The organism is Geobacillus sp. ZGt-1, assembly GCF_001026865.1.
Classification (GTDB): Bacteria; Bacillota; Bacilli; order Bacillales; family Anoxybacillaceae; genus Geobacillus; species Geobacillus thermoleovorans.
On record NZ_LDPD01000230.1, the window covers coordinates 1 to 202 of the forward strand.

Annotated in this window: 1 pseudogene; it reads right to left on the reverse strand. The window is 39.1% G+C overall.

Annotated features, from left to right (window positions below):
* Nucleotides 1-202, reverse strand: a pseudogene (locus tag VU18_RS20965) (RNA-guided endonuclease TnpB family protein); the annotation flags it as partial.

Sequence of the window (202 nt, forward strand, 5' to 3'; positions counted from 1 at the left end):
TTCAGGCATTTCATATTTGTACTGAATCTCAAAGAACCTGGCATGATGCTTAGGAATGATTTCAATCTGCTTAATCTTTTTGTCCAGTAACACAGGCGGAATCGTTATCGTGATAGGCTTGTGAGTCTTTTTAAATAGGCGAGAATACGGTATCGTGAATTTGTTGCCGTCTATACGAATCTGGCCAATGATCAGTGAATGA